Genomic DNA, 12,673 nt, shown 5'->3' on the forward strand with positions numbered 1-12,673 from the left:
CGCTATCCCCTTGAAATCATGGCGACGGCGCATGGCACGCCATTTGCTCCGCAAGCGCAGCATTGCATTGGGGGACGCGCATGCAGACGTCGTCGATCTCGGCCTATGGCTCGCTGGTGGCCAGCATGAGGAGCGGATCGCTGAAGAAGCCGCAGGACGGCAGTTCGGCGGGATCGGCGCAATCCGTATCCGGCATGCTCGGCGACAACAGCGTCGAGCAGCAGTTCCTCAAATACGCGCAGATGAGCCCGATGGACCGGATGCGCGCCAACATCCTCAAGAGCATGGGCCTGTCGGAAGAAGACCTGAAGAACATGACGCCCGAGCAGCAGAAAGCAGTCGAGCAGAAGATCAAGGATCTGATCGAGCAGCAGTTCGAGAAGAACGCCGGCAAGGCCGGCCAGACGGTCGACATCTCGGCATAGTCGCGCAGCAAAGCCGCAGTCCAACGTCCGGACGCGGCTTTTTCAATCCAAGCCGCTCCGGTTCGTTGGGTACGGCGCTCGCGCCCGATCTAGCTCAGCGCGCGTCCACGCGTCTCGGGAATGAGAAGCGACATGATGAAGAACAGGCCATAGGCGATCAGGGCGAAGATCGCGATCGCGAGGCCAAGCGACAGTTTTGCCGCCAGGATGCCCACCAGCGTCGGAAACAACGCGCCGAAGCCGCGCCCGAAATTGTAGGCAAATCCCTGTCCTGAGCCGCGCAGCCGGGTGGGAAACATCTCGGTGAAGAACGGACCGAGCCCCGAATAATACGCGCTGGCGCAGAAGCCCAGCGGGAAGCCGAGCACCAGCATCAGATTGTCCGAGATCGGCAGGATCAGATAGGCGACCACGAGCAGGGGCGACAGGATCGAGAACAGCAGGAACAGATTGCGCCGCCCGATGCGATCGGAGAGCCAGGCGCCCGCGAGATAGCCGCAGAACGAGCCGGCGATCAGCACCGCGAGATAGCCGCTCGACCCGATGATGGAAAGATGCCGCTCCGACTTCAGATAGAGCGGGACCCAGGTGGTGATCGCATAATAGCCGCCCTGCGCGCCCGTCCCCAGCAACGCTGTCAGCAGCGTCGCCTTCAGCACCGGCGGCTGGAAGATCTCCCAGAACGACCCCCGCTCGGTATCCGCAGACAGCGCGCGTCCCGAAATCGCCGGCTCGGGAACGTAGCGCCGCAGCACCAGGATGAGCAGTGCCGGCGCCATTCCGAAAGCGAACATCCAGCGCCAGGCTTCTTCGGGCGGCAAAGCGAGATAGAAGATCGCCTGCAGCAGAACCGCGATCCCCCATCCCACGGCCCAGCCCGATTGCACCGAGCCGACGGCCCGTCCCCGGAACTCGGCGCGAATGGTCTCGCCCATCAAGACGGCACCCGCGGTCCATTCACCGCCGAAGCCGATGCCGAGCAGCGTCCGGAAGATAGTCAGCTGGGTAAAATCCTGCGCGAAGGCGCACAGCAGGCTGAAGATCGAAAACCAGAGGATGGTGATTTGCAGCGTGCGTACCCGCCCGATGCGGTCCGAGAGAATGCCCGCCGCCCAGCCGCCCACCGCCGACGCCAGCAATGTCGCCGTCACGGCGAAACCGGCATGCGCGGGAGCCACGTGCCATTGCGCGATCAACGTGCCGATGACGAGCGGATAGATCATGAAATCCATCCCGTCGAGTACCCAGCCGGCGAAGCAGGCCCAGAACGTCCTGCGCTCGGTGGCATTGAGGCTGGCATAGAACTCGGTCAGGCCGTGCCCCGCCAGTTCGACGTTTCGGGCCTCGATGGTTTGGCTCATTGGTTTCCCCTGTCTGTTTGTTGATTGACCGTCTGCTCTCGAGGCGGATCGGTTTCGTTACGTGCTTATTGTCGCTGCTAGCTTGATGACCTCGTGCCGCTTGATCTTCTCGGTCTCGGTCTTCGGCAGCGCATCGGCAAAGACGAAAGATCCGGGCAGCAGATGCGCGGCGATCCGCGCTCGCATGAACTCGCGCAGAACGTCTGCCGCGAGCGGCCGGGCGGCGACGACGACCGCGACCACCTGCTCGCCGAGCAGTTCATCGGGCACGCCGACCACAGCGCATTCGCGCACCTCGGGATGCTTCAGGAGCTGGGTCTCGATCTCGGCGGGCGAGATCATCTCACCCGCACGCCTGATCAGATCCTTGAGCCGGCCCTCGAAGAACAGGAAGCCGTCGGCGTCGATCGATCCGCGGTCGCCGGTGTGCAGCCAGCCGTCACGAAGCGTCGCCCCGGTGGCCTCCGGATTGTTCCAGTATTCACTCAGGAACACCGTCGGGTCGGCCGCGCGGGCAACGATCTCGCCGGATGTTCCCTGCCGCGCATCGCCGCCATCGTTGCGGATCGCGACCTCGATGCCCTGGCGCGGGCGCCCGACCGAGCCCAGTCGCGACGCCTCCGCCGTGTTCATCGTCACCCAGCCGCCGGTCTCCGTCATGCCGTAGAGCTCGCGGACGGCGATGTTGAAGCGCTGCTCGACGCTGCGCCAGATGTTCAGCGGCGCACCGCCGCCGACGCACCAGCGCAGACCATGGTCGCGCTGCTCCTCTTCGTGGCGCTTGATCAGGATGCTCAGGACGGTCCCGACATAGGTGAAGCCGGTGGCACGGTGCCGGCGCGCATCGGTGAAGAAATCACCTGCGCTGAAGCGCGGCCGCAGGATCAGCGCGGCGCCGACCTCGAGCGCGGGCAGCACCGCGTACATCTGCGGGTTGGCGTGAAACAGCGGCAGGAAGACCATGATGCGGTCGTCTTCCGTCAGGCCGAGTGAACGCGCCATGTCCTTGCCGGCCTGCAGGTACGAGCCATGCGGCAGCACCGCGCCCTTCGGCAGCCCCGTCGTCCCCGACGTATAGAGGATGCTGTTCGGCTCTGTATCGCCCCCGGCAACGATCTCGACGGCATCGCCGTCGGCGCCATCCGTCTCGACCGATTGATCCAGCAGCATCGTCGGAAGCTTCGACGGCAGTTGTTCGAGGTCCGCGGCCATCGTTGCCAGCAAGTCGGGCTCGATCAGCAGCAGCGAGGAATTGCTCTGCGTTAGCGTGTAACGAAGTCCCTCGCCGACGAGTCCAGTGTTCAGCGGCACCGTGATGGCGCCGAGGTCGTTCAGCGCGAACCATGCAATCAGGAATGCCGGCCGGTTTCCGCAGATCAGCGCGACCGATTGTCCGCGCCGCACGCCACTGCCGGCCAGCCGCGATGCAAAGCGCCGCACCAGAAGCGACATCTGCCCATAGCTGATCGTGACCTCGTCGGTGACGACGAATTCGCGGTGTGGACTTGTCGCGGCCCGCCGGTGCAGCGCTTGCGTGATCATGGTCAGACCGGTCCCGGCCGGGGTGCAACGGGCTCGCGCAGGCGCTTTGCGATCGTGTTCTTGAGGATCTCCGATGAGCCGCCGGCGATCTCATAGGCCTTCGCATCGCGCAGATAGCGGCCGAACGGCGCGGTCTCCATCACGCCATAGGCGCCGCAGATCTGGATCGCCTTGGCGGCAACCCTTGTCGCAACGCGACTCGCCATCAGCTTCGCCTCACTCGAGAAGCGGGCGATCTGGTCGTGCCGGTCGAGCGCGCGGGCCGCATCGTAGGTCAGCAGCCGGGCCCCATCGATCTCGGTGAGCATCTCGGCGAAGTACCACTGGATGCCCTGCATGTCGAACACCGGCCTGTCGAACACGATCCGCGTCTTGGCAAACTGCAGCGCGCCGTCGAAGGCGGCCCTCGCGATGCCGGCGGAAATCGCGGCTGCGACCGTGCGCGAGAAGTCGAGCGTGGTCACCGCCTGGCGAACGCCCTTGCCCTCCTCGCCGATCATGTGATCGAGCGGGATCGCGACATCATCGAGAACGAGATCGACATGCGGCCCGTTACGCAGGCCGAAGGTCGTGGCGTTCGGGCCCTTGAAGGTCGATACACCCTCGAAGTCGCGCCTGACGAAGAAGGTCGAAACACCGCGCTCGGTTTCGGCGAGAATGCAGTAGGCCTCGGCCGCGGAGCCTGACGTGATGAACGACTTGCGGCCATTGAGCACCCAGCGGTCGCCGCGCCGCACCGCCTTGGTGTCGAGGCTGCGGATGTCGCTGCCGTGGTTCGCCTCGGTCAAGGCATAGGATGTGATCAGGCCCTCGCGGAATTCCGGCAGCACCGCCGACTTCAGGCTGTCCTGGCCGAACATCTGGATGATGGTCTGGGCCTGCAGGATGGTGATGAGGCTGATGCCGACCGCGGCGCTCGCATAGGACGTTTCCTCGAAGACGGCCGCGCTTTCGGCGAAGCTCGCACCGCGGCCGCCATACTCGGCGGGAAGCGTCATGCTGGTGTAGCCGAGCCGTGCGAGGGCCTTGATGCTGGCGACGGGATAGATGTCATCGCGGTCGATGGCGTCGGCCAGCGGCGCGACATATTTCGCCACCGCCTCGCGCAAGGCGGCCACGAAGTCGGGCGCGACGTGATCAACCCACAGTTTGGCCTCGTGCATTGCCTCTCCTGACCCGTGTTTTGCAGGATTTATTTGCACAAGGCGGTATCGCAAACGATAGCAAAACTGTTTAAAAATGCTGGCCGAGTTTGCCATATTGCAGTGCACACATGATCAAGGACCGCAACGACGTTGTTCCCATCGGGTTCGTGTTCGACGCGCTGAACAGCGTGCGGGCGCACCAGCTCTCGCCTGAACGAATCCTGCAGACAGCGGGCCTTTCCGACATCGTGGCGACGTCCGGCGTCGACGCCAGGATCTCGGTGAGCCAGTTCGCGCGGCTGTGGCGCACCGTGTCGGCTGCGATCGATGACGAAGCCTTCGATCTCGGTGCGCGCGCGATGCGTCCCGGCAGCTTCGACATGATGTGCAATTGCGCCATCCATTGCGGCTCGCTCGGCAAGGCGGTGCGCCGCGCGATCCAGTTCCTGAACCTGATCCTGGATGATCCCAGCGCATCGATATCGACCGAAGGCCGCACCGCCAGGATCATTCTCGAAGATCATCGCCGTCCGGGCTCGGCTTTCGCGTATCGCTCCTACTGGGTCATGCTGCACGGCATGATGTGCTGGCTCGTTGGCCGCAACGTCGCACTGCTGCAGATGGACATGACGGCGGCGGCCCCCGAGCCCACCAGCAGCTTCAAGACGTTCTTCGGCGCGCCGGTCCGTTTCGAGCAACCGGTCGGACAGATCGTGTTCGACAGCCGTTTCCTGAAACTGCCGATCGTTCGCTCGAGCCGCAGTCTCGGACAATTCCTGCGTCGCGCACCCGAGAACCTGCTGGCCGGCTACTATCACGATCAGGCGATGGCCGACGTGCTTCGCCAGCATCTGCTGGCCAAACCCGCCAGAGACTGGCCGGACTTCAACGAGCTTTGCCGCGCGCTCGAACTACCGCCCAGAACCCTGCGGCGGCGGCTGCACCTGGAGGGGCAGAGTTTTCATGCCTTGAAGGACGAGGTACGGCGCGACAAGGCGATCGAACTTTTGCTGACCACCCGCACCTCGATCGGCGATATCTCCACCGAACTCGGCTATCGCGAGCCGAGCGCCTTCTATCGCGCGTTCCAGAACTGGATGGCCTGCAGCCCGGGCCGGTATCGCGAGATGCTGGCGTCCTAGCCACGGCTCTGGCCCGAAAGTCGCCATCCTTGTCGTGGAAATTTCGCACGCCTTTCCATGCTGCGGCACTATAGAGCGGCGGCATAGAGCGGCGGCATTTGCCGGTCTCGATCGTCCAAGCAATGGGAGGAGAGCTATGGGATTGTCCTGGCAACAAGGTCCGCTGTCACCCGGTGCAGTCGGCCGCTTCCTCGTGCCGGAACCATTACCCAAGCGCTTGCTGTACGTCGAACGGCTGCGCCGGCGGATGCGCGTGCGTTTCGGCGGTGCCTGGGTCGCCGACAGCGAAGACGTGCTGCTGCTGTTCGAGCCGGCCCGCTATCCGGTCGCTTATTTCCCGGAGGCCGATATTGCGGCAGGCGTGCTGGAGCGCGCCGATCAAATCACGCAGCACGCCGATCTCGGCCCGACGTCCTGGTACAGCGTCCGGGCGACCGAGCAGCACGTCGCGGCGCGCGGCGCATGGCAGCACACCGGCCTGCCCGCCCACGCCAGCGATCTGCAGGGCCGCATCGCCTTTGCATGGCGCGCGATGGATGCGTTCTACGAGGAAGACGAACGGATCGTCGGCCACGCCGCCGATCCCTATCACCGCATCGACATTCGCCAGGCCTCGCGCAACCTCGTGGTCCGCCACGGCGATCGCGTCATTGCCGACACCAAACGGCCGCTGGTGCTCTACGAGTCGGGCTTCGCGCCGCGCTGGTACGTGCCGCGCGACGACATCGACGAGGCGGCGCTCACGCCGGTCAAGCTGCAGACCTTCTGCCCCTACAAGGGACTTTGCAGCTATTACTCGATCGGCGACGCGCGCCAGGCGGCGTGGTCGTATCCCGAGCCCTACCCCGAGGTCCGCCGCATCTCCAACCTGGTGTCGTTCGAGCCCGACATCGTGACGGTCCATCTCGACGGCGCTCAACTTCGCCTCGAGCCGGGTCAAGCGGTGGTGCCGCACGGCCCCGATCGCAATCTCGACGTCGAAGAGTTCGCCCGTCCGTAAGCCAGAAGCGGAGCGTAAGATGGCGCGACTGCTGTCGGTGAATGTCGGACTGCCGCGCGACATCGCGTGGAAGGGCCGCATCGTGCATACCGGGATCTGGAAGGATCCGGTGCAGGGACGTTGCAAGGTCGGCCGGCTCAATCTCGCCGGTGACGGCCAGGGCGATCTCGGCGGCCATGGCGGCGAGATGCGCGCCGTGTTCGTCTACCAGATCGAATCCTATCGCCACTGGCAGGACGAGCTGAAACGGACCGATTTCGTCCATGGCCAGTTCGGCGAGAATTTCACCATCGAAGGCTTGCCCGACGATACCGTCTGCATCGGCGACCGATACCGGATCGGCAGCGCGCTGTTCGAGGTCACGCAGCCGCGCGTGACCTGCTATCGCGTCGGCATCCGGGTCGCCGAGCCGCGAATGCCGGCGCTGCTGACATCGAGCGGGCGCCCGGGCTTCTATTTCCGCGTCCTTGAGGAAGGCGAGGTCGGCACCGGCGACGAGATCGTCAAGGTCGCTGAAGCGGACGAGCGCATGACCATCGCCGAGATCAACGCCCTGCTCTATTCGTCCGATCATCCGCGCGAGCGCCTGGAGCGCGCGTTGCGGATCGGCGCTTTGTCGCCGGGATGGCGCTGGTCGTTCGAAGCCTTGCTGAAGGGCAAGGCGACCAGTTCAGCAACCGGCAACGCGGGGCTGGCACCGGCATCCGCTGCGCATCCGGTCGCGCCGGGATTTCGTCCGCTCGCAATCACCGCGATCGAGCAGGAGTCCGCCGATGTGCTCTCGCTGTCGCTGCGCGACCCGGATGGTCGGCCGCTGCCGCCGGCTCTTCCCGGCCAGTACATCGTGCTGCGGCTGCGGCCGGCCGGCGATGGCCCGCCGCTGCTGCGCAGCTACTCGCTGTCGGGCCCGCCCTCGGCCGAAGCCCATCGCATCAGTGTGAAGATCGAGCCGAACGGAGCCGCTGGAAACTATCTGCGTCACCATATCAAGGTCGGCGATTTCATCGACGTCAGCTCGCCGCGCGGCAGCTTCATCCTGCAATCCGGCGCGCGGCCGGTGGTGCTGCTCAGCGCGGGAATCGGCGCAACGCCGGTGCTGGCGATGCTATCTGCGCTGGCTGCGGCGCGCTCGCCCCGAGAAGTCCTGTGGCTGCATGCGGCGCGCGACCGGCAGCATCACCCCTTTGCCGCCGAGGTCCGCCGTCTGATGCGCGCGCTCCCGCAGGGCCGCCTCCATGTCCGTTACAGCAGGCCGGATGCACTCGACAAAGTGGACGAGGATTTCGATGCTCCGGGCCACCTGTCGCAATCGGCGTTCGAAGCAGTCGGCATGCCGCGCGACGCCGACGTCTATATCTGCGGGCCCAATCGCTTCATGACCGACATGAAGGCGGCGCTCGCCGCTTACGGCGTGGCGCCGGAGCGGCAGCATCTCGAGATCTTCAGCGGCGGCGAAGCGCTCAATCCCGGCATCGTCGGCGCCACGTCGCGCGCGCCGCATCCGCCCGCCGGCGATGCCGCGACCGGTCCGCTGGTCTCGTTCGCGCGCAGCGGCGTTGCCGCGCACTGGAACGCGTCAGCCTATCAAAACATCCTTGAGCTCGCCGAGGCATGCGACGTGCCGGTGCGCTGGTCATGTCGGACCGGCGTCTGTCACAATTGCGAAAGCGGCTTGATCTCCGGTGCGGTCGCCTATGGAACGCAGCCGCTCGACATGCCGCCCGATGGCAACCTGCTGATCTGCTGCACGCAGCCGACCGGCGACGTCGTCATCGATCTCTGAAATTTGCAGGCAGCGCGGCGGGCGCGTCGCTCAGCACGATGAAGGGGTCACCCCTGAGCTCATATCGCGCCACCTCGCGCATGCCGAGCCGCAGATGCGCCTTCAGCGAGCGCGGATTGTCCGCCCTGATGAACAGGATCGCCTCGCGGCCCGCCAACGTCACCCGCAGCTTCGCATGCAACGCTTCGAGGACTCCGAGGCCGCGCGCGTCGTGGGCAATGCACACGGGACCATAGACATACGCATCCGAACCTCCGGGCCATGCGGCCAGCATGGCCCGGACCGGCGCGGCCTCGTCATATTCCTTCTCCGAGGTCAAGAGCGCGCCCAGCAAGCGGTCCTGATCACCGGTCGCAACGATGATCGGCTGTCCGCCCGCAATCCGCGCCGCGATGACCTCGCGCGGCCATTGTCCCAGCAGCGTGCCGCCGCGATCCACGGTGTTGGCGACCAGCAGCGCGGAGATCGCCGCGGCGTCGGACAATTCAGCGAGCCTGGTCGCGATCATCCCGGATGGACCGGATCCGGTGACAATGCGGGAAAAATTCACGCCTTTTTCTTCGCCGTTGTGCGCCCCTTCGCGGCGGCAGGCTTCGTCGCCGGCTTTTTGGCCGGCTTCTTCTTCGCCTGGTTGAACGCGATCGCGGCGCGGATCATGGCCTTCAGCGCGCGTTCGTTGACCTTGTCGCCCTCGAACAGGTCGATGGCGCGGCGCTCATTGCCCTCGAAGCCGGCGTTGAACAGCTTGTCGGGGTCCGGCAGCTTCGCGCCGTACATGAAGGTGAGCTTCACCTTGCCCTTGTGGGCGTTGCCGACCGCGATGATGCCGTCGCGCTCCCACACCGGGCTGCCCATCCACTTCCATTCCTCGATGATCTCAGGGTCGGCGGCGAGGATGCTCTTGCGCAGGCTGGCGAGCGTCTTGCCACGCCAGTCCGCGATCTCCTCGATCATCCGGTCGATCCGTTCAGATGCCGTCATTGCTGCCTCACGTTGCGGTCCGATTGCATGCAATCATATTTGCGATGCCGCGGTCGAGCCCTTGATCTGCCGCGGCGCCAGATACGGCAGCGCGAACATATAGAGGCCGGTGAGCAGCAGGGGAATCAGCGGAACCAGCGCAAGGAGACCGATCCAGACGGCCGGCTGCTGCAGCATCATGGCAACGATATTGGCGATCACGGCCACCGTGAACGCGATCGAGAGCCAGCGGTGGATTTGTCGGATCAAGCTGTTCGAGTTCAATGGGACCTCCTGTTGGTGTTGTGAATTTGTGACGGCATCCTGAACGCGAGGCGCCCTACTCCTCGCGCGCCACCACCTGATCGAGCTTCTCGAAGAACTGTTTCCATCCGGCGTGGGCGCCGCCATAGGCCTGCTTCTGATGCGGCTGGAAGCCGGCCTGCTCGACGCGCAGGTGGGTGCCGGTCGCCGTCGGCGTCAGCGTGAACGTCACCACGCTCTCCAGATTGTAGGCGGCATCCTCATGGGCGAAATTCCAAGTGTAGGACAGCGTCCGGTGCGGCTCGACGGCCAGCACCTTGCAGTCCAGCACGCCGCCCCACTCGCCGCGCAGATTGAAGCTGTGCCCGACCTCGGGCTTGAAGTCGTTCTTCATCAGCCACTCCTCCATCAGGTGCGGTTGGGTCAGCGCGCGCCAGAGCTTTTCCGGCGGATGGGGAAATTCACGCTCGACGATCGCCGAGCGCGTTTCGGTCGCGGTCTTGTTCATTGGTCCATCCTTTTGAGAAGATCTTCGAGGTGGTCGAACCGGTTCTGCCAGAAGCCGGCCATCCGGCTGGTCCAATCGATCAGCGGCGCCAGCGCGCCGAGTTGCGCGCTGTAATGGGTCTGCCGGCCTTCGTGGCGGTCGCGCACCAGCCCGGCCTGCTTCAGAACGCCGAGATGCTTCGAGACTGCCGGCTGCGATATGCCGGCCTGCGACGTCAGGCCTCCGACCGTCTGTTCGCCGTCACGGCACAGCCGCTCGAAGATCGCCCGGCGGGTCGGATCGGCGAGCGTTCGGAACAGGACGTCGTGCGCGGCAGGCATCGGGGAATCCATAACCTGTTGGCTATGGATTATTCATAACCGCGGAGCTATGGGTCTGTCAACTGGGAATGCTCACCGGGTCGAAAGCAACTAACCGGTATTTTCAGCGAAAGCCCGGGTCGCGCTCCGCTCATTCGTCACATAACCGATGGGTAATACCGGCCCTGCTCCGTCATCCGGGGCGCCTGCGCCGCGGCGAGCCCGGGGTGACGGGGGCAAGACGCAACTCGGCAAATCCTGTCAATCTCCATGCATGAAAATGTTTCGCTTTTTCGGAATCGATGCTCAGTGTATGGATACTCCCGTCTCACCCGGTGAGGGCGAGCGAGACGCAAAAGCTCGGGCGTGCTGCGCCGCGCAAATACAATTTTACGTCGTGCTGTCATTGCTCGTTATTCCTGCCCCACTACCATTGTTCTCATCGATTCCCGCTCACGGAGATTGCTCGTATGTGCCAGTTCTGCGACGTGTCGCACTCCGCTAAAACCTCCCGGCGCCGCTTCATGATCGGCGCAGGCGGCCTCGCCGCCAGCCTCGCGCTCGGATCGCAGGCTTTCGCCAAGGAGAAGAGCAAGGAGACCAAGCCGCCGCCGAAGCCGCAGAACGTGCTGTCGCCGGATGCCGCGCTTGAGCGGCTGGTCAAGGGCAATACCCGCTACATCGACGGGGTGACGCGGCGGCATGATTTCAAGCACGAGCGCGAGGCGCTGGCCGGCGGGCAAAATCCGTTCGCGGGCATCCTGAGCTGCGCGGACTCGCGGATCGCGCCGGAATACGCCTTCGACAGTGGCCGCGGCGACCTGTTCGTCTGCCGCGTCGCCGGCAATTTCGCCAATGACGAGAGCATCGCAAGCCTGGAGTACGCCGTCGCCGTACTCAACGTGCCGCTGTTCATGGTGCTCGGCCACGGCAGCTGCGGCGCGATCGACGCCACCATCAAGTCGCTGAAGAACGGCACCACCCTGCCCGGTCACTTGCCCTCGCTGGTCGATGCGCTGGCGCCGGCGGTGAAGGCGAGCCAGGGCAAGCCCGGCGACCTGCTGGCGAACGCGACCCGGCAGAACGTCATCGACAACGTCGCAAAACTCAAGGCGGCAACTCCGATCCTCAATGCCGCGGTCGAGCAGGGCAAGCTCAAGGTCGTCGGCGGCATCTACCGGCTCGAAGACGGCAAGGTCGAGATGGTGGTGTGAGGAAGGCGTCGACAAGAATTCGGTGTCGTCCCGGCGAAGGCCGGGACCCATAACCACCAATATTCGTTGTTACGCGAAGCTGGGGCCACAACTGGGCCAAACCACACAATCCTGTGGTTATGGGTCCCGGCCTTCGCCGGGACGACAGGGGTTATGTGGCACGCGTCAGACTCACACGACACTACGTAAACGTCGCCTCCACCTTGCCGAGCCCGTCGAGCTCCATCACGACCGCATCGCCGGCGTTCAGCCACACCGTCTTCACCAGGCTGCCGGTCAGCACGATCTGGCCGGCGTGGAGGCCACGGCCTTCCGCGGCGAGATGATTGGCGAGCCAGGCGAGCGCGTTGTGGGGATGGCCGAGCACGTCGGCGCCGGTGCCGCTGCCTTCCTCCTTGCCGTTGATCAGCGCGCGTCCCTTCACCTCGCGGAGATCCGGCGCGGTGATGCGCGGCACTCCCTCGCCGAGCACGCAGCCGGCGGCAAAGAAGTCGTCGGCGATCAGCGTCGGCGCGCCCAGCGTCTCCCATTTGACGTAGCGGTCGTCGACGATCTCGATCGCGGGATAGTAGGCCTCGATCGCCTCGCCGACCCATTCGGCGGTGAACGGCGCCTCGCCGGGGGAAAGATTGCGCGCCAGCCGCACCGCGATCTCGCACTCGACGCCGACATGGACGAAGTCGGACGCCGCCAGCCGAACGCCGCTCTCATGCACCACTTTCTCGAAGACGCCGCCGCCGCAGGGATGCGGGATGTTGATGTACTCCTGCATCACCGCGCTGGTGCAGCCGATCTTGTAGCCGACGAGGCTACCGACCTGGCTTTGCATCAGATCGTGCAGCGCGCGCTGCACCTGATAGCCTTCGGCTTCGTCGCGCGGCACGATGTCCTTGGTGAGCGCCTTCAGCGGCGCGTTGCTGCGGCGTGCACCGGCGATCGCCTTTGCCGCCGCGAGGACCCTGTCCATTGACGCTGCCTCCGTGTCATTGCGTTTGCTTGCGGCAATTCAGCACCCGGGGACGCATCTGGC

General features: G+C 65.0%; 14 protein-coding genes. 5 read left to right on the forward strand and 9 right to left on the reverse strand.

Features of this window, described 5'->3' with window-relative positions; all coding sequences use genetic code 11:
* Positions 1-80 precede the first annotated feature (80 nt).
* Positions 81-425 carry a hypothetical protein gene (locus tag JQ633_RS29670; RefSeq protein WP_211988803.1) on the forward strand — a complete coding sequence of 115 codons (345 nt, stop codon included), beginning with the start codon at positions 81-83 and terminating at the stop codon, positions 423-425.
* 89 nt (positions 426-514) lie between these two features.
* On the opposite strand, the gene JQ633_RS29675 is transcribed toward JQ633_RS29670, so the two are convergent.
* From JQ633_RS29675 to JQ633_RS29685, 3 genes are read right to left on the reverse strand one after another with little or no spacing between them, the layout of a single operon-like run.
* Positions 515-1,786, reverse strand: a complete 1,272-nt coding sequence (locus JQ633_RS29675) for an MFS transporter (RefSeq protein WP_211988804.1) — start codon at positions 1,784-1,786, stop codon at positions 515-517.
* 57 nt (positions 1,787-1,843) lie between these two features.
* Entirely contained in the window at positions 1,844-3,328 is a 1,485-nt protein-coding gene (locus JQ633_RS29680) for a class I adenylate-forming enzyme family protein (RefSeq protein WP_211988805.1), read from the reverse strand.
* Positions 3,329-3,330: 2 nt separating this feature from the next.
* Complete coding sequence (locus tag JQ633_RS29685; RefSeq protein WP_211988807.1) at positions 3,331-4,491, reverse strand: acyl-CoA dehydrogenase family protein; 1,161 nt, start codon at positions 4,489-4,491, stop codon at positions 3,331-3,333.
* Between the two features lie 110 nt (positions 4,492-4,601).
* Here JQ633_RS29685 and JQ633_RS29690 point away from each other — a divergent pair, with 110 nt between their 5' ends.
* From JQ633_RS29690 to JQ633_RS29700, 3 genes are all read left to right on the forward strand, one after another.
* Positions 4,602-5,615 carry an AraC family transcriptional regulator gene (locus tag JQ633_RS29690; RefSeq protein ID WP_211988809.1) on the forward strand — a complete coding sequence of 338 codons (1,014 nt, stop codon included), beginning with the start codon at positions 4,602-4,604 and terminating at the stop codon, positions 5,613-5,615.
* A 136-nt stretch (positions 5,616-5,751) separates the two neighbouring features.
* Positions 5,752-6,615 (forward strand): DUF427 domain-containing protein, encoded by an 864-nt coding sequence (locus JQ633_RS29695; protein ID WP_211988811.1) that lies wholly within the window; start codon positions 5,752-5,754, stop codon positions 6,613-6,615.
* A 19-nt stretch (positions 6,616-6,634) separates the two neighbouring features.
* The gene (locus JQ633_RS29700) at positions 6,635-8,398 is read left to right on the forward strand and encodes an MOSC and FAD-binding oxidoreductase domain-containing protein (protein ID WP_211988813.1); all 1,764 of its coding nucleotides are present in this window, start codon (positions 6,635-6,637) and stop codon (positions 8,396-8,398) included.
* Here the strand turns inward: JQ633_RS29700 and JQ633_RS29705 are convergent.
* The 5 genes from JQ633_RS29705 to JQ633_RS29725 all read right to left on the reverse strand — a co-directional run bounded on the left by JQ633_RS29705 (position 8,385) and on the right by JQ633_RS29725 (position 10,450).
* On the reverse strand, positions 8,385-8,882 hold the full coding sequence (locus JQ633_RS29705; RefSeq protein ID WP_249159739.1) for a GNAT family N-acetyltransferase: 498 nt from the start codon (positions 8,880-8,882) through the stop codon (positions 8,385-8,387). The two genes, JQ633_RS29700 and JQ633_RS29705, sit on opposite strands and share 14 nt — an antisense overlap.
* A 62-nt stretch (positions 8,883-8,944) precedes the next feature.
* Positions 8,945-9,379, reverse strand: a complete 435-nt coding sequence (locus JQ633_RS29710) for a DUF1801 domain-containing protein (protein WP_211988817.1) — start codon at positions 9,377-9,379, stop codon at positions 8,945-8,947.
* A gap of 33 nt (positions 9,380-9,412) precedes the next feature.
* Positions 9,413-9,643 (reverse strand): hypothetical protein, encoded by a 231-nt coding sequence (locus JQ633_RS29715; protein WP_211988819.1) that lies wholly within the window; start codon positions 9,641-9,643, stop codon positions 9,413-9,415.
* 55 nt (positions 9,644-9,698) lie between these two features.
* The gene (locus JQ633_RS29720) at positions 9,699-10,130 is read right to left on the reverse strand and encodes an SRPBCC family protein (RefSeq protein ID WP_211988820.1); all 432 of its coding nucleotides are present in this window, start codon (positions 10,128-10,130) and stop codon (positions 9,699-9,701) included.
* A complete protein-coding gene (locus tag JQ633_RS29725; protein WP_211988821.1) occupies positions 10,127-10,450 on the reverse strand; it encodes an ArsR/SmtB family transcription factor in 324 nt (107 codons plus the stop codon). Before JQ633_RS29725 ends, JQ633_RS29720 begins: the two co-directional genes overlap by 4 nt.
* Positions 10,451-10,899: 449 nt before the next feature.
* Between JQ633_RS29725 and JQ633_RS29730 the strand changes: the two genes are divergently transcribed.
* Positions 10,900-11,643, forward strand: coding sequence for a carbonic anhydrase (locus tag JQ633_RS29730; protein ID WP_211988822.1), 744 nt, complete (start codon positions 10,900-10,902; stop codon positions 11,641-11,643).
* 181 nt (positions 11,644-11,824) lie between these two features.
* Here JQ633_RS29730 and JQ633_RS29735 read toward each other — a convergent pair whose 3' ends face one another.
* Complete coding sequence (locus JQ633_RS29735) at positions 11,825-12,610, reverse strand: 2-keto-4-pentenoate hydratase (RefSeq protein ID WP_211988825.1); 786 nt, start codon at positions 12,608-12,610, stop codon at positions 11,825-11,827.
* Between the last annotated feature and the right edge of the window lie 63 nt (positions 12,611-12,673).

Origin of the sequence: Bradyrhizobium tropiciagri (assembly GCF_018130505.1) — a bacterium.
Taxonomy (GTDB): domain Bacteria; phylum Pseudomonadota; class Alphaproteobacteria; order Rhizobiales; family Xanthobacteraceae; genus Bradyrhizobium; species Bradyrhizobium tropiciagri_B.